The following is a 22,925-nucleotide window of genomic DNA, read 5'->3' as shown; positions in this document are numbered from 1 at the left end:
ATGAAGCGATGATCATCAAGCAGCTGTCAGAGACCCTGATCAACCAGATCGCCGCCGGCGAGGTCATCGAACGACCCGCGAGTGCTGCGAAGGAACTGATCGAAAATGCCATCGACGCCGGTGCGACACGCATCGAGATCGCGACCGCCGGTGGCGGCAAGACGCTGCTGCGGGTGATCGATAATGGCTGCGGCATGGGGCCCGATGACCTGTCGCTCGCTATCCGCCGCCACTGCACTTCCAAGCTCAGCGACACCTTGTTTGACATCCGCTCGCTCGGCTTTCGCGGCGAGGCCCTGCCCTCGATCGGCTCTGTCGCCAAGCTCACCATTACCAGCCGGCCGCATGGGGCGGGCAGCGGTTCGGAAATCACTGTCACCGGTGGCAAGGTCGGCGACGTCAGGCCGGCGCCGGCCAATCCCGGGACGACGGTCGAGGTGCGGGATCTGTTCTTCGCGACGCCGGCGCGGCTGAAATTCATGAAGACGGAAAAGGCAGAAGCGGGGGCGATCACCGAAATCGTCAAGCGCATGGCGATCGCCTTTCCGGCTATCCGCTTCGTTCTTTCCGGCACGGACCGGTCGCTCATGGAACTTCCGGCAACCGGTGACGACCATCTGGCGCGCATCGCGCAGGTGCTGGGCGGCGACTTCCGCGACAATGCGATCGAACTCGACGCAGAGCGCGAGGATGTGCGGCTGACGGGCTTTGCCGGCGTGCCGACCTTCAACCGGGGCAATTCGGCCCATCAATATGCTTTCGTCAACGGTCGCCCGGTGCAGGACAAGCAGATCCTGTCTGCCATCCGCGGCGCCTATGCGGAGACCATCCCGCAGGGGCGTTATCCCGTGGCGGTGCTGTCGCTTTCGCTTGATCCGGCGCTGGTGGACGTCAATGTTCATCCGGCAAAATCGGACGTGCGGTTTCGCGATCCGGGCCTGGTGCGCGGGTTGATCATTGGGGCCATCCGGCACTCCTTGCAGCGGGAGGGCGACCGGGCATCGACAACCGGCGCTGGGGGAATGCTCCGGGCGTTTCGACCAGGCTTTAGTCCGCAACCGGCGCAGGCCTGGTCGGCAGATGCATCGCCCAGTCGGCCATTGCACGGCGGGGCTTCGGTTCTGGGTGGGGTATTCGGCGGTGGGTACGGTTCTGCCGCATCTGCTGCGGTTTACGCCCCGGCACGGACCGGTTTCGGCGAAGTGGCGCAGGCGGCTTTCGACAGCCTGTCCGTGCCGACGGCCCGTAGTGAGCCTATTTCAGCACAGCCGGCCGGCCAGGTCGAGGCGATCGCCAGTTATCCCCTGGGTGCTGCCCGCGCGCAGGTGCATGCCAATTACATCGTTGCCCAGACGTCGGACGGGCTCGTCATCGTCGACCAGCATGCGGCCCATGAGCGGCTGGTGTTCGAACAGATGCGCAAGGCGCTCACGGGTCGACGGCTGCCATCGCAGGGGCTGCTGATCCCGGAGATCGTCGACCTGCCGGAAGAGGATTGCGACCGGCTGATGAGCCACGCGGAAGGGCTAGAGCAACTGGGGCTCGCCATCGAGCGCTTCGGGCCTGGTGCCATCGCCGTGCGCGAGACGCCGGCCATGCTGGGCGAGATGGATACGGCCGGGCTCGTACGTGATCTGGCCGACGAGATTGCGGAATGGGATACCGCCGACCGGCTGAACGCGAAGCTCGAGCATGTCGCTGCGACCATGGCCTGCCATGGCTCCGTGCGCTCGGGGCGGCAGTTGCGGGTGGAGGAAATGAATGCGCTTCTCAGGCAGATGGAGCAGACGCCAGGGTCGGGCCAGTGCAATCACGGGCGGCCGACCTATGTCGAGCTGAAGTTGTCTGATATCGAGCGGCTATTCGGGCGCAGCTGACCCACTGGAAAGCGACAAACGAACCCTTTAAAAGGCGGGGAGGCCGCTGTATTGCAGTTCAGTGACAGGCAGCGCAGGAGAAAACCGATGAACCGTTTCGAAGGCAGCGGCAACCGCGAAGCCAAGATCCGCTATCTCGATGCGGATTTCCAGATCCTGACGCCGGGTTCGTTCGTCACCTGTGTGATCACTGGGCGCCCGGTTCTGGTGGATGAGCTGCGCTACTGGAGCGTCGCCCGCCAGGAGGCCTATGCCGATGCCGCAGCGTCGCTCGAGGCCGAAAAGCGCGCAGGCGCACTGCCCAACCAGAAGCGCTAGTTTTCGATTGCGGCCACCAGCTTGCGGCGACGGCAATTGGCAATCGCCGCCTCGATGATCAGGTCCGGCGCCTTCGGGTCGTCAAAGGCCATGTCGATATCCACAACATGGGAAAGTCGCGAGAGTTCACCGCTGCGGCCGTGGCCACCAGTCAGGCGCACGTGATCCTTGGCGGTCGTGGCCAGCTGCAGGCCCTGGCGGGCGGCGCGCTCGATCAGATCGGCAATTTCGTCTTCCGCCAGATGATGGTGATCCGGGAAGCCCTGCCGGTCGACGATGACTGCCCCCATGTGCTCCAGGGTCCGGTAAAACTTGGTCGGGTCGGCAATGCCGGCATAGGCCAGAACGGTCTTGCCTTTCAAGGCATCAGGGTCTGCGGGCAAAACTTCGGCAACCATCACGGGCTTTCCGGAACGAGCGGCCTGACGAACGAGAAGATCGGCGGCATCGCCCTTGCCGACCTTCAGGATCGCGTCCAGGTGGCGCATCTGGACGCCGATGGGTGCGCGAACGGGTCCTGAGGGCACGACGCGGCCATTGCCGATCCCCCGCGTGCTGTCGATGACGATCAGGGCGTAGTCAACCTTAAGACGGGCACTCTGGAAGCCATCATCCATGATGACGAGATCGACACCCTCGGCCACCAAGCGGTCGGCGCCGACGACGCGGCGACGGGAAATGACGGTGAGCGCCTCGCGGGCGAGCAGCAGCGGTTCGTCGCCCACGGCAGTGGAACGGTGATGATGGGGATCGACGACGGTGGTGACATCGAGCGAGCCGCCATAGCCACGGCTGAGGAAGCCCGGCTTCAGGCCCTTGGCTTTGGCCGCGCGGGCGATGGCAATGGCTGTCGGGGTCTTGCCGGCGCCACCGACCGTAAAATTGCCGACGCAGATCACGGGCACTGGCAGCGCGTGGCGGCGGCGATGACGCATGAGGGCCGAGGCGATGCGGCCATAGACGAAGGAGACCGGGGCGAGGCATCGTGCCTGCCAGCCGATCGACGTCCACCAGAAGGGCGGTGCCTCAGAAACCATCTCATCCCTGCCTTGGGCGGGGCCACTCTTCCAAGCCCGCATGCGGGCAACAAGAACCATTGCGGCAGGAAATGGTCAAGCGCCTGCAATTCAAAAGCGCATGCGAGGATTAGCCAAGCACGCTTTCGAGCACCGTGATATCAGCCAGCACCGTATCGGCATGCTGCGTCAGCGTCTCGCGCGAACCCGTTCCGGAGAGGACGCCGACCTTCAGGCCGGCACCCGCATTCAGCCCCATGTGCAGGTCGTGATTGTTGTCACCGACGACGGCAACCTGGGCGGGCGAAAGACCGGTTGCCGCACAGAAACCGAGCACCATGCCCGCATGGGGCTTGCTGCCGTGGCCGCTGTCATAGCCGGCGATGAAATCGAGATAGGGCAGGATGCCGAACCGTTCCGCAGCGATGCGGATCGAGCGTTCATTGTCGCTCGATGCAATGCCGAGCCGCAGGCCGCGCTTGTGCAGGCGGGCAAAGAGCGGCTCGAGTTCGGTGATCGGCACGGAGAGACGCGCTGCCTCGGCAAAGCAGTCGTCGATGCGCGGCACGAGCGTTTCAAGCGGCAGCACGGCGCCGGCCGTGATCATTCCCTCGGCGATTTCCTGCGTATTGGCCGAGGCGAACAGGCTGTCCGGCACAATCGATCCGGTTTCCGGATCCATGCCGCAGGCGATGAGCAGGCGGTCGGCAAGCCCTTGGTCGCCATCGGCGGCAATCAGGGCAACCTTGCGATTGACCGGGCCCCAGCTGGCGTCAAAATCGAGAAGTGTGCCGTCCTTGTCGAACAGGATCCCGGCAATCTCGGCCTTATCGTTCATTATGCCCCCCGGCGTGTTATCAGCTCTGGACTGCGCCGCGCGGCTCAAGCTTGGCCTTCACCGAGAGCGGACTGATATAGGGCTCCAGCCCCTTCAGTGTCGCGGTCAGAGCGCCGCGCATTTCCTGGACGCTCTCATGGCCGGCATCGATCATCTTCAGACGCGCAACGTCGTTGTTGAGCAGGAAATGAACGGCCTTGGCCAGCATTTCGGCATCGCGCACGATGCGGGCCGAGCCCTTGCGAACGAGGCGCTGATAACTTTCGCGAAAATTGCTGACCTGCGGGCCCGACAGGATGGCGCAACCGAGCAATGCCGGCTCCAGCGGGTTCTGGCCGCCTTCGGCCGCAAGCGAGCGGCCAACAAAAGCCACTTCGGTTAGACGCAGATAGAGGCCCATCTCACCGATCGTATCCCCGAGGAAAACGTCCGTCTCGGGCGTGATCGCATCGCCCCGGGTGCGGCGGGCAACGGTCAGGCCTTTTTCGATCAGCATGGCCTCGATGTCGTCGCTGCGTTCCGGATGGCGCGGCACGAGAATGGTCAGCATGCCGGTATGGGCTTTGAGCGCTCGCTGGACCATGGCCGCGATTTTCTCTTCGCCTTCGAAGGTGGAGATGGCGGCCCATGTCTTGCGCCCGGCAATCTGCTGCCGGTAATGGTTGAGCGTGCTCTCCTCACAGGGCGGCGCATCGCTGTCGACCTTGATATTGCCCGAGACGATCACCGGCCAGGCACCGAGATCCCGGAAGCGCTCGGCATCGACATCGGACTGGGCGATCACAAGGGCGAGCTTGCCGAAGAGTGCCTCGGCCACCGACTTGTAGCGCTGCCAGCGATCAAACGAGCGATCGGACATGCGGGCATTGACGAGGATCTGCGGAATGTGGCGGCGGCGCAGTTCCGACATCGTCGTCGGCCAGATCTCGGATTCGACGCCAATCGCTGCATCCGGTTGCCAGTAGTCGAGGAAGCGGCGGACGGCGGGCAGGAAGTCGAGCGGTACATATTGGTGGATAACGGTGTCACCCAGCCGGCTCTCCGCCACGGCAGCCGAGGTGACAGTACCTGTGGTCAAGAGCACATGGATGTCGCGGCGGCGCAGCTCGCGCATCAGGGGGATGACGGCGGTGGTTTCGCCGACGCTTGCGGCATGGATCCAGACCAGTGGGCCGAAGGGACGCTCCAGGCTTGCATGACCAAGACGTTCAGAGCGCCGGCTGCGATCTTCCTTGCCCTTGGCCGCACGATAGGCAAGCAGCGGTGCGGTCAGCGGGTAAACGGCAGCGCCGAACCAGCTGTAGGATTTCACCGCAAACGATGCCAGCGCCTCGCTCAGCGCCATCGGATCAACCTGCTCATCTTGATCGACAATACCATTTGGCCCTTTCCGGAGGCGGGCAACGCAATATCAGAGAGATGCAAGAAGACTGAGTTCAAAACGTGACCCTTGCGGATCGACCAAGATCCCGCCGTACGTCCGGCGCCTACTTGTCGTTCGGGTTGAGCAGCCGATGCATATGCACGATGAAGTAACGCATGTGGGCGTTGTCGACGGTGGCCTGGGCCTTACCCTTCCAGGCGGCCAGCGCGCTCGCGTAGTCCGGGAAAATGCCGACGATGTCGAGGGCGTCCAGATCGCGGAACTGCACCTCTTCCAGGTTGGACAGTTCACCGCCAAAAACCAGATGGAGAAGCTGCTTGTTTTCACTGGAAGGCGTCATGTCTCGTCTTTTCCCGTTGGTCTGCTGTCGGTCCTTCATCTGCGCGATTTCGCCCGAAAGGTCAACTCCGGGGAATCCGGGTGACGTTGCTCAGCAGCAGCGGAAGAAGATCAGTTGACGCGGCACACAGGACCGGATGGGTCACCTCGACACGGTTATAGACAAGCGCCCTGCCCTCCAGATCGGTCAGTGCTCCCCCGGCGCGGGACAGGATCAGATCAGCCGCTGCCAGATCCCAATCGTGGGAGTTCTGCTTGACGAGCGTGCCGTCAATGCGGCCATCGGCCACCAGGGCCAGGCGGTAGGCGAGCGACGGAATGTGCTCGACGCGCTCGACGCGCGGACGAAGGCTCTTTTCGATACCGGCCACCATGTCCTGTGCAGAGGCGATCTTGAGGCGTCCCTCCGGCTCCGGCGCGGACACGGTGATGTCGCGACCGTTGCAAAGGGCCTTGCCGCCGGCGATCGCCGTGAATTCCTCGTCGAGCGCCGGGGCGACGAGAATACCAGCGACGGGCGCGCCCTTGTGGACAACCGCAACGCTGACGCACCAGGTCCTCTTGCCGGCGAGGAAGGCGCGGGTGCCATCGATCGGATCCACGACAAAGAGTGTCTCGCGGGTCAGCCGATCCGGATCATCGTCGGTTTCTTCCGACAGCCAGCCATAGCCCGGGCGGGCCTCGCGAAGGATCTCTTCCAGCACGCGATTGGCGGCATAGTCGGCGGCGCTGACGGGTGACATGCCCTCATTCTTCCACCAGACTTCCGGCGACTGGCCAAAATGAGCAAAGGCCACCTTGCCCGCCTCACGGGCAGCCTCGGTGATCAGCGTGAGGTCGGCGCTCCAGTCCACCGGCCCTGCTCTGTCGTCAGAGCCCGGCAAGGGTCATGCCTTCGATGGCCAGGGTGGGAGCAGCCACGCCGAACTTGCGGTCAATGTCGTTGGCGACCGTGATCCGCATGAACATGTCCTTGAGATTGGACGCGACGGTGATCTCGGAGACCGGATAGGTCAGTTCGCCGTTTTCAATCCAGAAGCCGCTCGCGCCGCGGCTGTATTCGCCGGTAATCATGTCGACCCCCTGGCCGATCATGTCGGTGATGTAGAGGCCCGTGCCGACATTGCGGATCAGATCTTCCGGCGAGATGTCGCCGGGCTCGAGCGCAAGGTTGGTGGAAGACGGCGAGACCGCAGTGCCGCCGCGCACGCCGCGGCCATTGGTTCTCAAACCCAGTTCGCGGGCGGTGGACGAGGACAGGAACCAGTGCTTGAGCACTCCATCCTCGATCATGGTCAGCGGCTTGCCGACAATGCCTTCACCATCGAAGGGCCGCGAGGAGGAGCCGCGAACCTTCAAAGGGTCGTCGGTGATGTTGAGGCCAGCCTTCAAGACCTGCTGGCCCATGCGGTCGCGCAGGAACGAGGTCTTGCGGGCGACCGAGGCACCGTTGATGGCGCCGGCGATCGTACCGACGAAGCCACGCGCCACGCGCGGGTCGAAGACGACGGTGAGATTGGAGGCTGTCGGGACCTGACGCGGGTTCAAACGGCGAATGGCGCGCTCTGCGGCGCGGCGGCCGATCTCTTCCGGGCTGTCGAGTTCGGCGAAATAGAGGCGGCTGTCGAAATCGTGGTCACGCTCCATCTTCGTGCCCTCGCCGGCGATGACGCCGACGGAGCGGGAGAAGCGCGAGCCGGCATAACTGCCGGAAAAGCCATGCGACGTGACCAGAACCAGACCACCCATGCCGGCAGAGGCACCGGCGCCGAGCGAATTGCTGACACCTGCGACAGAACGTGCCGCGTCTTCCATGGCAAGCGCGCTTTCGCGCAAGCTATCGCTGGAGACGTCGGTCGGATCATAGAGTTCGAGATCAGCGATCTCTCGGGCAAGATCGCTTTCGTCGGCGAGACCAGCATAGGGGTCTTCCGGCGAGACCTTGGCCATGGCGACGGCGCGCTCGGCTAGCGCCGTCAGGTCGAAGCCCGGATTGGCCGAAACGCTTGCCACCTGCCGGCCGATGAAGACGCGCAGCGAGAAGTCGTCGCTTTCAGATGCTTCAGTCGACTCGACCTTGCCGAGACGGACACTGACGCCCTTGGAACGTGAACGAACGACCACCGCGTCCGCCTTCTCTGCCCCTGCCTTCAGGGCCAGCTGGACCAGTTGTTCGGCGCGTTCGAGGAGATTGGCGGAATCAATTTCATGGGGCATGGCTTGGCCTTTCCTTCCCGCTCCATTTATTGTGCCTGAGAAGGGGCATCAAGTGCGGTTCGGGCTTTTCCCGTTCACGAGCCCGACATAGTTTGCAGCACACCCTGCCCCCGAACGAAAGAATGAGGAGAATCAACTTGGCCGGCGCCAGCGAAGCACTGTTTGCCCAACCCCTCCTGCTCCTCGGCGGCGCAGTCATTGCAGCACCCATCTTCCGCAAGCTCGGCCTGGGGACCGTTCTCGGCTATCTCGCAGCCGGCGTCATTATCGGCCCGGTCCTGCACCTGATCGGGGGATCGGGTGAAATTCTCGCCGTCGCAGAGCTCGGCGTCGTGTTGCTGCTCTTTATCATTGGACTGGAGTTGAAGCCGACGCGGTTGTGGAACATGCGACGGGACATTTTCGGGCTCGGGGCAAGCCAGGTCGTGCTGACCGGCCTCGTGCTGACCGGGATCGTGATGGCCTCGGGCATCCTCGACTGGCGCGGCGCGCTGGTTGCCGGCTTCGGCCTGGCGCTTTCGTCCACCGCCTTCGCACTCCAGCTTCTCGAAGACTATGGCGACATGAACAGCCGCTACGGCCAGCGCTCCTTCTCGATCCTGCTCTTCCAGGACCTCGCCATCGTGCCGTTGCTCGCCATGGTCAGCGTGCTCGGAACCTCCGGCGGTGAGGCGCAGCAGTCACCTCTCATTGGCGTTGCCGTGGCCATCGGCGCTGTCTTTGCCATGATCATGGCCGGGCGCTATCTGCTGACGCCGCTGTTCCAGGTGATCGCACGGACCGGCGCGCGTGAGGTGATGATTGCGGCAGCGCTGTTCGTGGTATTGGGTGCGGCCTTCGTCATGCAGCTTGCAGGCCTTTCGATGGCCATGGGCGCCTTCCTCGCCGGCGTGATGCTGGCGGAATCGTCGTATCGCCATGAGTTGGAGGCTGATATCGAGCCGTTTCGCGGCCTGCTTCTCGCGCTGTTCTTCATCGCGGTCGGGCTGTCGATGGAACTGCATGTGATCGTCGACAACCTGCTGCTCATCGCCATCGCCGTTCCGGTGCTGATGGTGGTCAAGGCAGCGGCACTCTACGCCATCTGCCGGCTGGCGGGATCGCCGCACCGGGATGCGTTGCGGATCAGTCTTCTGTTGCCGCAGGGCGGTGAGTTCGGCTTCGTGCTTTTCACCACCGCGGCTTCGGCTGGAGTGCTGAGCAGCGGCCAGTCCTCGTTGCTGATCTCGATCGTCACACTGTCCATGGCGCTGACGCCGCTCTCCGCCCTGATTGGCCAAAGGTTGCTGGCACGCGAGACCAGCGAGCGGGAGGAGTTGGAGGAGGATTTCGAGGGCGCCGGTTCGGACGTCTTAATGATCGGCTTCTCGCGCTTCGGCCAAATCGCGGCGCAGATCCTGCTGGCGAGCGGGCGGGACGTCACCATTATCGACGACAGCGCCGATCGCGTTCGTCAGGCGGCGACCTTCGGCTTCCGCATCTATTTCGGCGACGGCACGCGGCTGGACGTGCTGAGGGCCGCGGGTATCGAAAAGGCGAAGATCGTTGCGGTCTGCACGCACAAGAAGGAAATCACCAACAAGATCGTCGAACTCATCCAGTCGGAATGCCCCGACATGCGGATCTACGCGCGTTCCTACGACCGCGTGCACAGCATCGAACTGCGCAGCCGCGACGTTGAATACGAGGTGCGTGAAACTTTGGAATCCGGTCTGCTGTTCGGTCGCCGGACGCTGGAGGGGCTGGGAGTTTCCGAGGATGAGGCCTATGAGATTGGCGAGGACATTCGTCGCCGCGACGAGGAGCGGTTGAAGCTGCAGGCGCAGGAAGGTATCCAGGCCGGGCGCGACCTGATGCACAACCGGCCGGTCAAGCCGGAACCGCTGGTCAAGCCGAAGCGTCCGGTGCAGTCCGTCAGGGAGGAAGAAACGGTGGCCGGCGAATGACCGGGTAGAGCGTTTAAGCTTTTCTTCGAGTCGCGAAAACGCTGTACCTCATTGTTTTTACGCAGGACCGGACGCAAAACCGCTGCGCACTTCTGCTGGAATTGCCCTAACGGCGGATAAAGTCCTCGATCCGCTCGGAGAGATCCCGCTTGAGCGGCTCCTTGAGCCGGTCGGCGGCTTCGAGGATCTGGCGTGCCTTGAAGAAATCAAGCACACGGAAGCCGTTGACGTTGGGCCTGAGGTAGATGTCCGGCTGGCAGAGCTTCATCTTCAGCGCGACATGCGACTGCATCATCAGTTGCGAGGCACCAAAGAGGCTGTCGATGCGGTTCGGCACATGGGTGCCGTCCCCTTCCGGGGCCCCGATGACATCAATGGCGACCAGCAGCTCCGTCTCCCCGACCAAGTGATCATAAGGCACGGGATTGAAGATGCCGCCGTCGATCATGAGGCGGCCATCGATCGTGACCGGGGCGAACAGTGCCGGGATGGCGGCAGAGGCAGAGAGGGCCTCGTAGAGGTCACCTTCGCTGCGGATCAATTCGCATTGACCATAATAGTCCGTCGCCACCACCTTCAACGGCATGTTGAGCCCTGCGAAGCTCTCCGGGATCTGCGGCGGCAGGAAAGTGCGCAGGATGCGCCCCAAGTTGAACTGGCCGATGCGAAAGCCCCCAAGGGCACGGATGCTCGCGGGTCTCAGGCTCCAGAACATGTTGAGGACACGGGCGCGGTTGTCGGCGAGATCAAGCGCGTATTCCCGGATGTCGCGTCCGCTCATACCGCTTGCATAACCTGCGCCGAGAATTGCGCCCATCGACGAGCCGGCAATCAGGCTCGGGCGGATACCGAGCTCATCGAAGACTTCGAGCACAGAGATATGGGAGAAACCCCGGGCGCCGCCAGCGCCGAGCGCCAGGCCGATGGTCGGGTCCGCCTTGTGGCCGGTTGAGGGAATGGGCGTCTCGGCGATCTGATCCATGCGGCGGGCCTATCGTGCAGTCGGTGTCAGCCGGGCCTATAGGAAAAGAAGTACATTTTCGTGTCACCGAAGGTGCGCTGTTCGATGAAGCCGAAGACAGGATCGACGCTCACCTGAACATCGCCCCGCTCCTCAAGAATGGCAAGGGCGCCGGGCGCCAGCCAGCCGCCCTGATGGGCTGCGAGGAGCGCCTTCTCGCCAAGACCCTTGCCATAAGGCGGATCGGCAAACACGATGTCGAAGGGTTCGATATTGCTGGACGGGCCGAGATCGGTCGCGTCACGCCTCAGGATGCGCGCGCGGCCATGCAGGCCAAGTGCCTCGATGTTTTCCCAGAGCAGGCCGCGACCCTCGACACTGTTTTCAACGAAGAGAGCCGATTTGCAGCCGCGCGACAGAGCTTCAATCCCGACGGCACCAGTGCCCGCGAAGAGATCGAGGATGCGGGTGCGATCGAGCACGCCCGGATGGGCGTGCGACAGAATGTTGAACAGGCTTTCGCGCGTCCGGTCGACGGTCGGCCGGATGTCATTGGATTTGGGCGTGGCCAGAGTACGGCCACGAAACTCGCCACCAACAATGCGCATGCGGCCTTACCTCTTGCCCTTGGGCGCGCCACGACCGGCACCGGGCTTGCCACCACCGGGCTTGCCGCCGGGACCACCGGAGCGCGGGCCGCCGGCCGGGCGACCACCCGGCTTGCCGCCAAAGCTCTTGCCCGCCGGTTTGCCACCGGGCTTGCCGAACGACTTGCCAGCCGGCTTGTCACCAAAGGATTTTCCAGCAGGCTTGTCGCCATAGGCACGCGCGGCAGGCTTGTCGCCGAAGCTCTTGGGCCCGCGCGGCTTGTCACCAAAGGGCTTTGCACCGCGAGGCTTGTCACCGAACGGACGCTCGCCACGCGGGCGGTCGTCACCGGTGCGCGCCGGACGGTCGGAGAAATCCCGACGTGGTCCACGCTCATCTCCGTCGCGACGCGGCGGACGATCTGCATTATCGCGACGCGGTCCACGGGCGGGGGCATCACTGCGCGGGCCACGGCTTTCGGCCTCGCGGCGCGGGCCACGGTCGGCACCCTCGCGCCGCGGCGCACGGTCGTCGCCGTCACGGCGGCCGGGACGGTCGCCGAAGCCACCACGCTTGTCGCTACGACCACCATCACGGCCACCGGGCTTCTTGTCCGGTCCGTCGGCGCGGATCCATTCGCCCTCGTCGTCATGGGCGCGGCTGACGACGACGCGCGGTCCTTCGCGGTCGTCGAAGCGATCAACTGGGCGTTCCGTGCGGTTGTCGGGCTTGCGGCGGGCAGCGGCAGCCTTTTCTCCAAGCGGACGAGCGCCAGGCGCCATCCAGACATTCGCCGTGCGGTTCTTGGTGGCAGCCGGCGCACGCTTCGGCTTGTCGTCGAAATTGTTGTCCGCGAATTTCTTATCGCCGAATTTCTTATCGCCGAATTTCTTGTCGGCAAACTTCTTGTCCCCGAACTTCTTGCCGCTGTCGCTGCGGCTGGTGTCGAGGCGTTCGAGCGCACGTTCACGGCGGTCGTTCTTGTCGAGCTTATCGGGACGTTTGCCAGCCGGACGTTCATCGCGGCCCCATTCGGCCTTGCCCGGCCGGACCGACTTCTTCGGCGCTTCTTCGTCGTCCTCGACCTCGACGCCGCCATGGCTATAGACCGGGGCGTCGAAATTGGCCTTGGCTTCGTCGATCAGACGGGGCCCGAGCTGGTCGCGCAGCATGCGACCGCGCACTTCCTGCACCTGGCCTTCCGGCAGATCACCGAGCTGGAACGGGCCATAGGAGACACGGATCAGGCGGTTGACCTCAAGGCCGAGCGCGCCGAGCACGTTCTTGATCTCGCGGTTCTTGCCTTCGCGCAGCCCCATGGTGATCCACACATTGTGGCCCTGCTTGCGGTCGAGCGTCGCGTCGATCGCGCCGTAGAGGACGCCGTCGACGGCAATGCCTTCCTTCAGTGCATCAAGTGCCGGCTGGTCGACCTCGCCATAGGCGCGCACGCGGTAGCGGCGCAGCCAGCCGGTGGTCGGCAGTTCGAGCACGCGGGCGAGACCGCCGTCATTGGTGAGCAGCAGCAGGCCCTCGGTGTTGATGTCGAGGCGGCCGATCGACATGACGCGCGGAAGATCTTCCGGCAGGTTTTCGAAAACGGTGGGCCGGCCTTCCGGATCGGAATTGGTCGTCACCAGGCCGGCCGGCTTGTGGTAGAGCCAGAGACGCGTGCGCTCGATGCCGCGGATCGGCTGGCCGTCGACCTCGATCTTGTCGGCGAGCGTGGCGTTGAGCACCGGGCTTTCCAGCACCTTGCCGTTCACGGCGACACGACCTTCCATGATCATGCGCTCGATGTCGCGCCGCGAGGCAACGCCCGCGCGCGCGAGCAGCTTGGAGATGCGCTCCGGCTTCATGGCGTCGTCGCCGGCCGGCGCCTCAGGGCGGGCGGCACGGGCGGGCTTGCTTTCGGATCTGGCGGCCGGCTTGCGGGTGAGCGGTTTGCCGCCGCGCTCAGCGGGCTTGCCTGCCGGGCGCTTGGACTTGTCTTTGAATGTCATTTGTTGTTTGCCTGTGGTTTGGGCTGTCGTATCAGGTCGCGCGGCTCGGGTTAAGCGGAAAGTTCAGGCATGGCGCAGACAAACGGCTTCATGGACGCTGCCTTCGCAGAGGCACTGGCCGCCGGCGAACGCGGCGAAGTGCCGATCGGCGCGGTTGTGGTGCGCGACGGCGAGATCCTGGGCCGAGCGGGCAATGAGACGCGGCGGCTGAACGACGTGACAGCGCATGCGGAAATCCTCGCCATCCGGCGGGCGGCAGAAGCGGTCGGTGACGAACGCCTCGTCGATGCCGATCTCTATGTCACGCTGGAGCCCTGCACCATGTGCGCGGCCGCCATTTCCTTTGCGCGTATCCGCCGGCTTTATTATGCTGCGCATGACGCAAAAGGCGGCGCGGTGGAAAGCGGCGTGCGCTTTTATGCGCAGCCGACCTGTCATCACGCACCGGAGGTCTATTCGGGTATCCGCGAGACCGAAGCGGCGGATTTGCTCAAAGGCTTTTTCCAGACGAAGAGAGAAACATGATCCTGATTGCACCCCTGCTCTCGCTGATCGCAATGGGCCTGATCGCTGCATGGGGTCATCGCAACATCGCGCCGGAGCGGCGGTCGCTGCCGATTCAATGGTCCGTGAGCGGCGCGGTGAACCGCGAGGTGCCGAGGCTCGTGGCGGTGGCAGCGATCCCGGTGGCGATCACCGCCACCATGGTCCTTGTCGCCTATCTCTCGCGCCATGATCCGGCCGATCGCAACATGGGGCTCATCTGGATCTCGATCATTGGGCCGGGGATCGAGGCCTTTTATCTCGCGTTTCTGGCACGGATGCTCGACGCGCAAGAATGACGCCTGCGGGCGTGCGGCTTAGTCGGCCCCGGCAAAGGCCTTGAGTTTGTCGCCGCTTAGCCGGTAGCGAATCCATTCGGTCTGCGGTTCGGCGCCAATTGAATCATAGACGCGGATGGCCGGTTCGTTCCAGTCCAGCACGCTCCATTCGAAGCGGCCGCAGCCTTTCTCGACGGCGATCCGTGCGAGGTGCTTGAGGAGAAGCTTGCCGGCACCGGAGCCCCGATAATCGGGCGAGACATAGAGATCTTCGAGATAGAGCCCGTTCTTCGCCTGCCAGGTGGAGTAATTGTAGAACCAAACGGCAAAGCCGGCCGGCTTGCCGTCGCTTTCAAGGATCACCGCTTCGGTGACGGAGCCCTTGCCGAAGACGGATGCACGGATTGTCTCTTCGGTCGCCTCAACCTCGTGACCGGCCTTCTCATAAACGGCGAGTTGGGTGATGAAGCCGAGAATGGTGGCGGCGTCATCAGGCGTTGCGGGGCGGATGGTGAAGGACATCGGGGAACCTCAAAGAAAAAAGGCAGGGCGTTTGCGCCCTGCCTGATCGATTGTACTGGAAAGCCGCTTATTGGAAGGGCATCCACCACGAGCTGGTCTGCTGGGCGGCCTTGGCCGCCTTCTTGCGACGCTTTTCCTTCTTCAGTTCCGGTTCGCCGAGATCCGTCAGAGTTGCCTCTTCGGCCTGACGATATTCCGTCGGCGGATCCGACAGAAGGCGGCGCTGGTCCAGATAGGCGCCCTTCTGCAGCTTGCGGGCTTCGCGGAAAGCCTGCCACTTCTGCGTCTCGGTCATCGTGCCCGAGGTGCCGTAGCCGGCGAGCAACGGCGAACGATAGCGCGGGTTGTCGGCATTGGCGTCGGCCTCGGCGACGAGGCGCTCACGCGCCTCTTCCGGGGATTCTGCCCATTCCGGATTGTTCTCCCGGTTGGCAACGGAGGCCTGCGGGGCAACGAGCGCTGCCGTCTGCGTGCCGCCGGGCGGCAGGACGAGCGACGGGCGCGGGTTGTACTTCGTGCCCTTGTTGGCAGGCTCGCGCGGGGCGATCGACACGGCCGTGCCGACGTCATCCGCCAGCTGCTCCATGGCAGTCTTGTCTGTGCCATAGGTCGGCCCGCCGACGCAGCCGGAGAGGCCAACAGTCACGCCAAGCAGTCCAGCCATGCCAAGGCCAACTCTGAACAGATATGCCGATTTCATGAATGTCTACCAGCCTCGCCGCAGTTCATCTGTGCCGCCGAATATTTCCTCCCCACCGCTGCCGGTGGAATTCGGCCAATTTCAGGCAGTTTTACCGGATGACCCACGAAAGCGCAAATCATCCGGTAATATTTCCTCAGTTGAGCGCCGCAAGCTCGCGCAGGGCCTGGGCGTCGCGGGCCGAGACCTCGGGATAATCAGGGTCGGAGCCAACGTCCTTGGTGATTTTCCACGAACGGGCGCATTTCGTGCCCTCGGCCGGCTTCGGCTCGACGGCGACCTTCGTGCCATCGTCGAGACGGAAGGCTTCCGCCGGACCTTCACCTGCGACAACGGAGATGTCGGAGGTGATGCAGATCTCGGCGAAGTCAAGGCCATCGAGCGCCTTCAAGAGCTCGGGATCGGCGACGTGGACGACCGGGGCGGCTTCGAGCGAGGAGCCGATGCGCTTTTCCTTGCGCTCGATTTCGAGAGCACCGGTGACCGCACGGCGGACGGCGCGAACGCCCTTCCACTTCTCGGCGACGGCCTCGTTCGACCAGTCGGCCGGGACTGTCGGGAACTGTTCAAGATGGACCGACTCGGCCTTCGGATCACGCGATAGCCAGGCCTCTTCCGTCGTGAACGGCATCATCGGTGCAAACCAGAGGACCAGGCAGTCGAAGAGCTTGCGGATGACGAAGAGGGCCGAGCGGCGCTTCAGGCTGGACGGTGCGTCGCAGTAAAGCGTGTCCTTGCGGATGTCGAAATAGAAGGCCGACAGCTCGACATTGGCGAAATCGCTGAGAGCGCGGACGATGCGCTTGAAGTCGAACTCGTCGTAGCCCTTGCGGACGACCTGATCGAGTTCGGCCAGGCGGTGCAGCATCAGCTTTTCGAGTTCCGGCAGATCGGCATAAGCGATCTCCTCACCCTTGTCATGGGCGAGCGTGCCGAGCATCCAGCGGATCGTGTTGCGGATCTTGCGATAGGCGTCGATGTTGGTCTGGATGATCGTCTTGCCGAGGCGCTGGTCTTCGGCATAGTCAGTCGACATGACCCAGAGGCGCAGGATGTCTGCGCCGGATTCCTTCATGACGTCCTGCGGTGTCACCGTGTTGCCGAGCGACTTCGACATCTTGCGGCCGTCTTCCGCCATGGTGAAGCCATGGGTGATGACGGCATTGTAGGGCGCGCGGCCGCGGGTGGCGCAGCTTTCCAAGAGCGAGGAATGGAACCAGCCGCGATGCTGGTCCGAGCCTTCCAGATAGACGTCAGCTGGCCATTTCAGGTCGGGGCGGTCTTCGAGGGTGAAGGTGTGGGTCGAGCCTGAATCGAACCAGACGTCGAGGATGTCGGTCACCATCTGCCACTTCTCGCCGTCGTGCTCGCCGGCGAGGAAGCGGTCCTTGGCACCTTCGGCGAACCAGGCGTCTGCCCCTTCCTTCTCGAAAGCTTCGAGGATGCGGGCGTTGACCTTCTCGTCCTTCAGCACATTGCCTTCGGCATCGGCGAAGACGCAGATCGGCACGCCCCAGGCGCGCTGACGCGAGAGCACCCAGTCCGGGCGCTGCTCGATCATGGCGCGCAGGCGGTTCTGGCCACCTGATGGCACGAAGCGGGTCTGGTCGATGGCAGACAGCGCGCGTGTGCGTAGCGTCGTGCCGTCGTCCAGCGTCTTGTCCATATAGACGAACCACTGCGGCGTGTTGCGGAAGATGACCGGCTTCTTGGAGCGCCAGGAATGCGGATATTCGTGCTTGATGCGGCCACGGGCAAAGAGGTTGTTGGCCTTGATGAGAGCGTCCATCACGCGCTTGTTGGCGTCGCCCTTCTTGCCGTTGTCGTCGAGCACGCGGGCTGCACCACCTTCGGCCGAGGGGCCGAAACCGGGGGCGTCTTCCGTGTAGAAACCGGCGTCATCGACGGGAAACGGGATCTTGGTGTCGATGCCGCGGGCTTCGAGAGCGCGGACATTGGCCATCCAGGCTTCAAAGTCTTCGCGACCATGCGACGGGGCCGTGTGGACGAAACCGGTACCCGCATCATCGGTGACGTGGTCGCCATCGAGCATGGGGACGGCGAAGGTGTAGCCGAGGTCTGCGAGCGGATGGGCGCAGGTGATGGCGCCGAGTTCGGCGGCGGTCACATCACGAACGAGCTTGAAGGTCACCTTGGCCTTGGTGGCCGCGTCTTCGGCAAGGCGCTTGGCGAAGATCAGCTTTTCGCCCGGCTGCGGGCCGAAGTCGTTGGTGGCTTCCGTGATCTCATAGAGGCCGTATTCGATCTTTGAGGAGTAGGAGATCGCGCGATTGCCCGGGATGGTCCAGGGGGTGGTGGTCCAGATGACGACGGCGGCCGACTTCAGATCTGCGGCGCCCTCGACTACCGGGAACTTCACCCAGATCGTGTCGCTTTCGACCTCGGCATATTCCACTTCCGCCTCAGCCAGCGCCGTGCGCTCGACGACCGACCACATGATCGGCTTGGAGCCGCGATAGAGCTGGCCGGACATGGCGATCTTCAGGAGTTCGCCGGCGATGCGGGCTTCCGAATGGAAGGCCATGGTGGTGTAGGGATTGTCGAAGTCACCCTCGATGCCGAGGCGGCGGAATTCTTCGGCCTGGATGTTGATCCAGCCCTGCGCGAATTCGCGGCATTCCTTGCGGAATTCGTTGACCGGGACCTCGTTCTTGTCCTTGCCCTTCTCGCGGTACTTTTCCTCGATCTTCCACTCGATCGGGAGGCCGTGGCAGTCCCAGCCGGGTACGTAGTTCGAATCGAAGCCGCGCATCTGGAAGGAGCGGGTGATGACGTCCTTTAAGACCTTGTTCAGCGCATGGCCGATATGGATGTTGCCGTTGGCATAGGGCGGGCCGTCATGCAGGACGAATTTTTCGCGGCCGGCGGCCGAGGCGCGCAGGCGCTTGTAGAGACCCATCTGCTTCCACTTCGCCGCCATTTCCGGCTCCTTCTGGGGAAGGCCGGCGCGCATCGGGAACTCGGTCTCGGGCAGATAGAGCGTCTTGGAGTAGTCGATCTTTTCAGGGGTATCGGTCATGGATCAGCCATCGGATGGGGCGACCTGGTCGGTCGCGGAATTGTGTCATGGATTGGCGGCAAGCGGGCGCCGGGCTTCTAACCCAACGCCAAAAACCCGGACCTTCCCGCAGCTCTTCAAGCCGCCGGGAGGGCCGGGCCAATAATTCGAATGATCCGGGCCGCCGAAAGATACGTCATGGCCGCGTTCTTTAGGGGTTTTTCGCGGCGAAAGGAAGGGGCAAGATGAGGCGCCGTGCGTAGCTTCCTACTCGCCGCTCTCCGCCTCGACGACCGCACGAAGGGCGTCGTTGATGCGGTCCTGCCAGCCCGGGCCGTCCTTCTGGAAATGCTCGATGACGGCGCTGTCGAGCTTGATCGAGACCAGTTCCTTCACCTGCGGCGGGGCGCGGCGCTCGACGGCCGGGGCAATTGGCTTTGGCGCCGGCTTGAAGAGCGCTTCTGCTGCATCCCTCGCATTGACGGGTCTGCGCGGTGTTGTAGCCATGAGATGCCTTTCGGGCTGTATCGAGTAATTTTCTGGCTGCACTAGGCGGCAGTGCGCACTGGGCGTCAAGATGTATTGGCGCGCGACAGCCGTCAGAAGGCAATCTTCATATCCAGCTCGCCGATCGCCGTGACACCCGACAGAAGCGCCCTTGCCTCTTCCTCGTCCTTGCGGATCTGAGCGACCAGCGGGTCGAGGCCATCGAATTTCCACTCGTCGCGCAGATGGCCGAAGAAGGAGACCGAGCAGATCTCGCCATAGAGGTCGCCCGAGAAATCGAAGACGAAGGTTTCAAGCCAGGGATCGCCGTTGTCGGTGACCGTCGGGCGGTAGCCGAAGCTTGCGACGCCGTCGCGGATGATGCCGTCGGGGCGGCGGAAGCGCACGGCATAAATTCCGGGCCGCAGCGTCGCCTCCGGCTGCAGATGCATGTTGGCGGTGGGAAAGCCCAGCGTGCGACCAAGCTGCTTGCCCTTCATCACCTCCGCTTCCACGGTGAAGCGATAGCCGAGGAGCCCTCCCGCCTGGGTGACGTCGCCTTCTGCCAGGAGGCCACGGATGCGGCTGGAGGAGATAACCTCGCCGCCCTCGTCACGAAAGGCATCGACCAGTGTCACGCCGAAGCCATGGCGACCGCCGGCTTCCATGAGGAAGGCGGGACCACCCTCGCGGCCTTTGCCGAAGTGGAAATCGAAGCCGGTGACGACCTCACGGGCACCGAGCCAATCGACCAGGATCGACTGGACGAAATCCTCGGCCGAGCGCTGCGAAAATTCACGGTCGAAGGGATATTCGATTACGGACTGGAAGCCCATGGCCTCGAGGATGCGGGCCCGCAGCGATGGTGGTGTCAGGCGGAAGACGGGTTTGTCCGGGTTGAAGACAGAGCGTGGATGCGGCTCGAAGGTCAGCACCATTGCGGGAACACCGAGGCTTTCGGCCCGCTCCAGAGCGCGGCGCAGCACCGCCTGATGACCCCGATGAACGCCATCAAAATTGCCGATGGCGACCACGCCGCCGCGCAGAATGGCTGGCAGCGGCTCCCTCTTTTCGTTGCGATGGAAAACCGTCATGTCTGCCCGTGCCTCATGCCAGCCGATGCATCCAGTATTGCGGGGCAACCTTTTCCCGGTCGAGGAAGACATGAAGCGCGCCCTCGTCGGTCAGGCCGTTCACCGCATAATCCGCAGCATGAATGCCGCCGGAGATATAGAGAAGGTCGAGGCCGGCATCGACGGCGCCCTTGACGTCGGTCGGCATGCCGTCGCCGATCGCCAGCACACGCGACTTGTCGAAATCGCCACGTGCCTCACGGGCCGCAGCCAGTGTCGCCTCATAGATCGGCGTATGCGGCTTTCCGGCAATGCGGGTCTCGCCGCCGAGCGCCGTATAAAAGGCGGCAACGGCACCGGCACAGGGAATAATGCGGTGGCCGCGCTCAACGACGAGATCCGGATTGGCGCAGATCAGCGGCACCTTGCGGGCGACGAAATCGGTCAGCATGTCGCGATAGTCTTCCGGCTGCTCGACCTCGTCGTCGAAGAACCCGGTGCAGACGACGCAGTCGGCCTCTTCCTGCGAGACGACCTCGACATCGAGACCATCGAACAAGGGCAGGTCCCGTGCCGGGCCGAGCAGAAAGACCTTCTTCGGGCCGGCGGCAATCAGGGTGCGGGTGACGTCGCCGGACGTGACGATGCGGTCATAGGCCGTATCCGGCACACCGATAGCGCGCAGTTGAGGAATGACGCCGATGGCGGGCCGCGGCGAATTGGTGATGAGGACCACCGTGAGGCCCTTGTTTCTCGCCGCCGTCAGCGCTTCTCCGGCAAGCGGAAAAGCGTCGATGCCGTTGTGCAGCACGCCCCAGACGTCGCAGAGGATGACGTCATAGCTGTCCGTGACGTCGCCGAGGGTGGAAATGCTGCGGGCCATCTTGGTTCCTGACTTGAAGTTCGTGCCCGGTGACATGGCAAAGGATAGGCGGCAAGGCAAGGGGTCTGGCCGAGAGCGGGGCAAATTGCTGCGCCGACTAGAGTAGAAAGCGAACGGCGAGACCGAGCATCCCGGCTGCGATCAGCGTCTTGCCGACGCCCAAATGGAAGCGAAAGATCATCACGGCTGAGAGGACGGCGATCGCCAACGCCGGAACGTCGAGCGAGGCCCAGACCGGTTGCGGCATCGACAGCCTCAGCCATCCGAGGCTCAGCAGGCTGGCCGGCTCCACAGTGTGGAAGACGACATGCAGGGCGAACCATATGGCAAGATTGAGGATGACGCCGACGACGGCGGCGGTGATCGCTGAAAGTGCCGCACTCAAAAAGCGATTGCCGCGCAGGCGCTCGATGTAGGGAGCGCCTGCAAAGATCCAGACGAAACTGGGAATGAAGGTGGCCCAGGCGGCGATGAGGCCGCCGAGGAGCCCACCGACGAGCGGATCGAGCGCACCACTCTGACGAAAGCCGGCGAGGAAGCCGACATAGGAAAGCACGAGAACCAGGGGCCCGGGGGTCGTTTCGGCGAGCGCCAGACCATCGAGCATTTCGCCGGGCTTCAGCCACGCATAATGATCGGCAGCGACCTGGGCGACATAGGCAAGTACGGCATAGGCGCCGCCGAAGGTGACGAGCGCCATCTTCGAGAAGAAGACCTGTATATCCGGCAAAGCGGTCTGAGGGAGCACCAGCCAGAGGATGGGGAGAGGCACCAGCCACAGGAGGATCCAAAACGCGAACACCGCAATCTGGCGAGCCAAGGGCGGGCGCACCGTCCCCTCCACCATGATCACGGTCGCCGCCGGTTTGGTAACTCGCGCATGAATCAAGCCAGCAAGAGCCGCCGTCAGCACGACGAGCGGGAACGGCAGAGACAGGAAGAACAGCGCGAAAAAGGCTGCGGCAGCAAGGCTCCGGTGAAAAGAAGTCTTCAGGGCCCTTTTTCCGATGCGGATGACCGCCTCGACGACGATAGCCAGCACTGCCGCCTTGAGGCCGAAGAACAGGCCCGCCACCAGCGTTGCTTCCTGGTACACGGCATAGGTGGCCGACAGGCCAAGGATGACGGCCAAGCCTGGCAGCACGAAGAGCAGTCCGGCAATGATGCCGCCGCGCACGCCATGCAGGAGCCAGCCGATATAGGTCGCAAGCTGCTGGGCCTCGGGACCCGGCAACAGCATGCAGTAGTTCAAGGCGTGGAGATATCGATCCTCGTCGATCCAGCGTTTTTCCTCGACGCAGATGCGATGCATCAGCGCGATCTGCGCGGCCGGTCCACCGAAGGAGAGGCAGCCGATACGGGCAAAGACTGAAACAAGTTCGGCGAGAGAGGGCGAAGACAGGGGAACGCTGAAGACTTTGCTGCCGTGGATGTCGGTTGATTTCGCCGGCATGCACCATCCCTTTTTTCACGAGCGCGCTTGACTCGTCGCGAGCCTGTTCTTATCTCAGCCTCGCTGGCACTCCCCGAGGGCGAGTGCTAACAAATTCCGATGCGATGCCCTTCCGGGGTCGCGAGTGTCATTTGATCGAGGGATTAGACAATGGCAAGCACCAATTTCCGTCCGCTGCACGATCGCGTTGTCGTCAAGCGCGTCGAGTCTGAAGAAAAGACCAAGGGCGGCATCATCATTCCTGACACCGCCAAGGAAAAGCCGGCTGAAGGCGAAGTCATCGCTGTTGGCCCGGGCGCCCGCGACGAAAGCGGCAAGCAGGTTGCCCTCGACGTGAAGGTCGGCGACCGCGTTCTGTTCGGCAAGTGGTCCGGTACCGAGGTCAAGCTCGATGGCGTCGACCTGCTGATCATGAAGGAAGCCGACATCATGGGCATCATCGGCTGATTTCAGCTTGATACCCCTCTTCCTCTTTAACAAT

The 22,925-nt window shown here is 63.5% G+C and carries 22 protein-coding genes; 6 read left to right on the top strand and 16 right to left on the bottom strand.

Annotated features, from left to right (window positions below; genetic code table 11):
- Window positions 1–8: 8 nt before the first annotated feature.
- Window positions 9–1,877: a DNA mismatch repair endonuclease MutL gene (gene mutL / locus FJQ55_RS04155; RefSeq protein WP_140826435.1), complete on the top strand. Its 1,869-nt coding sequence runs from the start codon at window positions 9–11 to the stop codon at window positions 1,875–1,877.
- Window positions 1,878–1,964: 87 nt separating this feature from the next.
- Window positions 1,965–2,195, top strand: coding sequence for a DUF2093 domain-containing protein (locus tag FJQ55_RS04150; protein WP_140826434.1), 231 nt, complete (start codon window positions 1,965–1,967; stop codon window positions 2,193–2,195).
- Here FJQ55_RS04150 and lpxK read toward each other — a convergent pair.
- From lpxK to FJQ55_RS04120, 6 genes are all read right to left on the bottom strand, one after another.
- The gene (gene lpxK, locus FJQ55_RS04145; protein ID WP_140826433.1) at window positions 2,192–3,232 is read right to left on the bottom strand and encodes a tetraacyldisaccharide 4'-kinase; all 1,041 of its coding nucleotides are present in this window, start codon (window positions 3,230–3,232) and stop codon (window positions 2,192–2,194) included. The genes FJQ55_RS04150 and lpxK overlap by 4 nt on opposite strands.
- Before the next feature lie 109 nt (window positions 3,233–3,341).
- Window positions 3,342–4,049: an HAD family hydrolase gene (locus FJQ55_RS04140; RefSeq protein ID WP_140826432.1), complete on the bottom strand. Its 708-nt coding sequence runs from the start codon at window positions 4,047–4,049 to the stop codon at window positions 3,342–3,344.
- Between the two features lie 19 nt (window positions 4,050–4,068).
- Window positions 4,069–5,388 carry a lipid IV(A) 3-deoxy-D-manno-octulosonic acid transferase gene (gene waaA, locus FJQ55_RS04135; RefSeq protein ID WP_425467523.1) on the bottom strand — a complete coding sequence of 440 codons (1,320 nt, stop codon included), beginning with the start codon at window positions 5,386–5,388 and terminating at the stop codon, window positions 4,069–4,071.
- A 148-nt stretch (window positions 5,389–5,536) separates the two neighbouring features.
- A complete protein-coding gene (locus tag FJQ55_RS04130) occupies window positions 5,537–5,773 on the bottom strand; it encodes a DUF4170 domain-containing protein (protein ID WP_140826430.1) in 237 nt (78 codons plus the stop codon).
- Window positions 5,774–5,834: 61 nt separating this feature from the next.
- Window positions 5,835–6,626 carry a 3'(2'),5'-bisphosphate nucleotidase CysQ gene (locus FJQ55_RS04125; protein WP_246085018.1) on the bottom strand — a complete coding sequence of 264 codons (792 nt, stop codon included), beginning with the start codon at window positions 6,624–6,626 and terminating at the stop codon, window positions 5,835–5,837.
- A 16-nt stretch (window positions 6,627–6,642) separates the two neighbouring features.
- Window positions 6,643–7,989 carry a TldD/PmbA family protein gene (locus FJQ55_RS04120; RefSeq protein ID WP_140826428.1) on the bottom strand — a complete coding sequence of 449 codons (1,347 nt, stop codon included), beginning with the start codon at window positions 7,987–7,989 and terminating at the stop codon, window positions 6,643–6,645.
- Between the two features lie 122 nt (window positions 7,990–8,111).
- On the opposite strand from FJQ55_RS04120, the gene FJQ55_RS04115 reads away from it, so the two are divergent.
- Window positions 8,112–9,935, top strand: a complete 1,824-nt coding sequence (locus FJQ55_RS04115; protein WP_140826427.1) for a monovalent cation:proton antiporter-2 (CPA2) family protein — start codon at window positions 8,112–8,114, stop codon at window positions 9,933–9,935.
- A gap of 106 nt (window positions 9,936–10,041) precedes the next feature.
- Here FJQ55_RS04115 and FJQ55_RS04110 read toward each other — a convergent pair whose 3' ends face one another.
- The 3 genes from FJQ55_RS04110 to FJQ55_RS04100 are packed head-to-tail and all read right to left on the bottom strand — an operon-like array spanning window position 10,042 to window position 13,487.
- Complete coding sequence (locus FJQ55_RS04110) at window positions 10,042–10,917, bottom strand: patatin-like phospholipase family protein (RefSeq protein WP_140826426.1); 876 nt, start codon at window positions 10,915–10,917, stop codon at window positions 10,042–10,044.
- Between the two features lie 26 nt (window positions 10,918–10,943).
- Window positions 10,944–11,504, bottom strand: coding sequence for a 16S rRNA (guanine(966)-N(2))-methyltransferase RsmD (gene rsmD, locus FJQ55_RS04105; RefSeq protein WP_140826425.1), 561 nt, complete (start codon window positions 11,502–11,504; stop codon window positions 10,944–10,946).
- A 6-nt stretch (window positions 11,505–11,510) separates the two neighbouring features.
- Window positions 11,511–13,487: a pseudouridine synthase gene (locus FJQ55_RS04100; protein WP_140826424.1), complete on the bottom strand. Its 1,977-nt coding sequence runs from the start codon at window positions 13,485–13,487 to the stop codon at window positions 11,511–11,513.
- Between the two features lie 69 nt (window positions 13,488–13,556).
- Between FJQ55_RS04100 and FJQ55_RS04095 the strand changes: the two genes are divergently transcribed.
- Window positions 13,557–14,012 (top strand): nucleoside deaminase, encoded by a 456-nt coding sequence (locus FJQ55_RS04095; protein ID WP_140826423.1) that lies wholly within the window; start codon window positions 13,557–13,559, stop codon window positions 14,010–14,012.
- Window positions 14,009–14,329 carry a hypothetical protein gene (locus FJQ55_RS04090; RefSeq protein ID WP_140826422.1) on the top strand — a complete coding sequence of 107 codons (321 nt, stop codon included), beginning with the start codon at window positions 14,009–14,011 and terminating at the stop codon, window positions 14,327–14,329. The genes FJQ55_RS04095 and FJQ55_RS04090 overlap by 4 nt, the downstream gene beginning before the upstream one ends.
- Before the next feature lie 18 nt (window positions 14,330–14,347).
- Here FJQ55_RS04090 and FJQ55_RS04085 read toward each other — a convergent pair whose 3' ends face one another.
- From FJQ55_RS04085 to chrA, 7 genes are all read right to left on the bottom strand, one after another.
- Window positions 14,348–14,830 (bottom strand): GNAT family N-acetyltransferase, encoded by a 483-nt coding sequence (locus FJQ55_RS04085; protein WP_140826421.1) that lies wholly within the window; start codon window positions 14,828–14,830, stop codon window positions 14,348–14,350.
- 67 nt (window positions 14,831–14,897) lie between these two features.
- Window positions 14,898–15,530 (bottom strand): hypothetical protein, encoded by a 633-nt coding sequence (locus FJQ55_RS04080; protein ID WP_140826420.1) that lies wholly within the window; start codon window positions 15,528–15,530, stop codon window positions 14,898–14,900.
- A gap of 136 nt (window positions 15,531–15,666) precedes the next feature.
- Entirely contained in the window at window positions 15,667–18,570 is a 2,904-nt protein-coding gene (ileS, locus tag FJQ55_RS04075) for an isoleucine--tRNA ligase (RefSeq protein ID WP_140826419.1), read from the bottom strand.
- A 246-nt stretch (window positions 18,571–18,816) separates the two neighbouring features.
- Entirely contained in the window at window positions 18,817–19,056 is a 240-nt protein-coding gene (locus FJQ55_RS04070; RefSeq protein ID WP_140826418.1) for a BrnA antitoxin family protein, read from the bottom strand.
- A gap of 92 nt (window positions 19,057–19,148) precedes the next feature.
- Entirely contained in the window at window positions 19,149–20,129 is a 981-nt protein-coding gene (locus FJQ55_RS04065; RefSeq protein ID WP_140826417.1) for a bifunctional riboflavin kinase/FAD synthetase, read from the bottom strand.
- Between the two features lie 13 nt (window positions 20,130–20,142).
- Window positions 20,143–20,991, bottom strand: a complete 849-nt coding sequence (locus FJQ55_RS04060; RefSeq protein WP_140826416.1) for a TIGR01459 family HAD-type hydrolase — start codon at window positions 20,989–20,991, stop codon at window positions 20,143–20,145.
- A gap of 97 nt (window positions 20,992–21,088) precedes the next feature.
- The gene (chrA, locus tag FJQ55_RS04055; RefSeq protein ID WP_140826415.1) at window positions 21,089–22,444 is read right to left on the bottom strand and encodes a chromate efflux transporter; all 1,356 of its coding nucleotides are present in this window, start codon (window positions 22,442–22,444) and stop codon (window positions 21,089–21,091) included.
- Between the two features lie 150 nt (window positions 22,445–22,594).
- On the opposite strand from chrA, the gene groES reads away from it, so the two are divergent.
- Window positions 22,595–22,891 (top strand): co-chaperone GroES, encoded by a 297-nt coding sequence (groES, locus tag FJQ55_RS04050; RefSeq protein ID WP_062276043.1) that lies wholly within the window; start codon window positions 22,595–22,597, stop codon window positions 22,889–22,891.
- Window positions 22,892–22,925: the final 34 nt, after the last annotated feature.

Source organism: Rhizobium glycinendophyticum (assembly GCF_006443685.1).
Taxonomy (GTDB): Bacteria; Pseudomonadota; Alphaproteobacteria; order Rhizobiales; family Rhizobiaceae; genus Allorhizobium; species Allorhizobium glycinendophyticum.
The sequence above is the reverse complement of the archived record's forward strand: the minus strand, read 5'-3'. Positions and strand labels throughout refer to the sequence as shown.